This window comes from Streptosporangium sp. NPDC000396 (genome assembly GCF_042898655.1).
In the GTDB taxonomy this organism is placed as follows: Bacteria; Actinomycetota; Actinomycetes; order Streptosporangiales; family Streptosporangiaceae; genus Streptosporangium.
Genome location: NZ_JBIAZA010000095.1, coordinates 1 through 1,038, shown reverse-complemented (window position 1 = coordinate 1,038; position 1,038 = coordinate 1). Strand labels below are relative to the sequence as shown.

Here is a 1,038-nt window from a genome sequence, read left to right as displayed (position 1 = left end):
CCGGCCGAGACCACCCCGCTGACCGCGCTGGCGTTCGCGGAGATCTGCCAGCAGGCCGATCTGCCACCGGGCGTGGTCAACATCGTCACCGGCGCGGGCGAGACCGGAGCGGCCGTCGTCGCTCACCCGGACGTCGACAAGGTCGCCTTCACCGGCTCCACCGAGGTCGGCCGGATCATCGCGCGGACCGTCGCGGGCACGTCCAAGAAGCTCTCGCTGGAGCTGGGCGGCAAGGCGGCGAACATCGTCTTCGAGGACGCCGCCATCGACCAGGCCGTCGAGGGCATCGTCAACGGCATCTTCTTCAACCAGGGCCACGTCTGCTGCGCGGGCTCCCGCCTGATGGTGCAGGAGTCGATCGCCTCTGAGGTCATGGACTCTCTGAAGCGGCGGCTCGGCACCCTCCGCCTCGGCGACCCCCTGGACAAGAACACCGACATCGGCGCGATCAACTCCGCGGAACAGCTCGCGAAGATCCGCTCACTGAGCGAGATCGGAGAGTCGGAGGGCGCCGAGCGATGGTCCCCGGCGTGTGAGATCCCCGAGAAGGGCTTCTGGTTCCCGCCGACGGTCTTCACCGGCGTCGCCCAGTCACACCACGTCGCCCGGGAGGAGATCTTCGGTCCGGTGCTGTCCGTGCTGACCTTCCGCACCCCCGCCGAGGCGGTGGAGAAGGCGAACAACACGCCTTACGGCCTGTCCGCCGGAGTCTGGAGCGAGAAGGGATCGCGCATCCTGTGGATGGCCGACAAGCTCCGCGCGGGCGTCGTCTGGGCCAACACCTTCAACCGCTTCGACCCCACCTCCCCGTTCGGCGGCTACAAGGAATCCGGCCATGGCCGCGAAGGCGGACGGCACGGACTGGAGGCGTACCTCGATGTCTGATCGGCGACTGGCTGTGCGCAAGACGTACAAGCTGTACATCGATGGAGCGTTCCCGCGATCGGAGAGTGGGAGGTCCTACGTGGTGACCTCGTCCAAGGGCGACTTCCTGGCCAACGCGTCCCAGGCCTCCCGCAAGGACGCCCGCGACGCGGT

The 1,038-nt window shown here is 68.1% G+C and carries 1 protein-coding gene and 1 pseudogene; both read left to right on the top strand.

The window, feature by feature from the left end; all coding sequences use genetic code 11:
• On the top strand, window positions 1-885 hold an 885-nt coding region (locus ACFY2X_RS47350), incomplete at its 5' end, for an aldehyde dehydrogenase family protein (RefSeq protein ID WP_389952066.1).
• Window positions 836-1,038: pseudogene (locus ACFY2X_RS47345) on the top strand (aldehyde dehydrogenase); the annotation flags it as partial. The gene ACFY2X_RS47350 and the pseudogene ACFY2X_RS47345, both read left to right, overlap by 50 nt.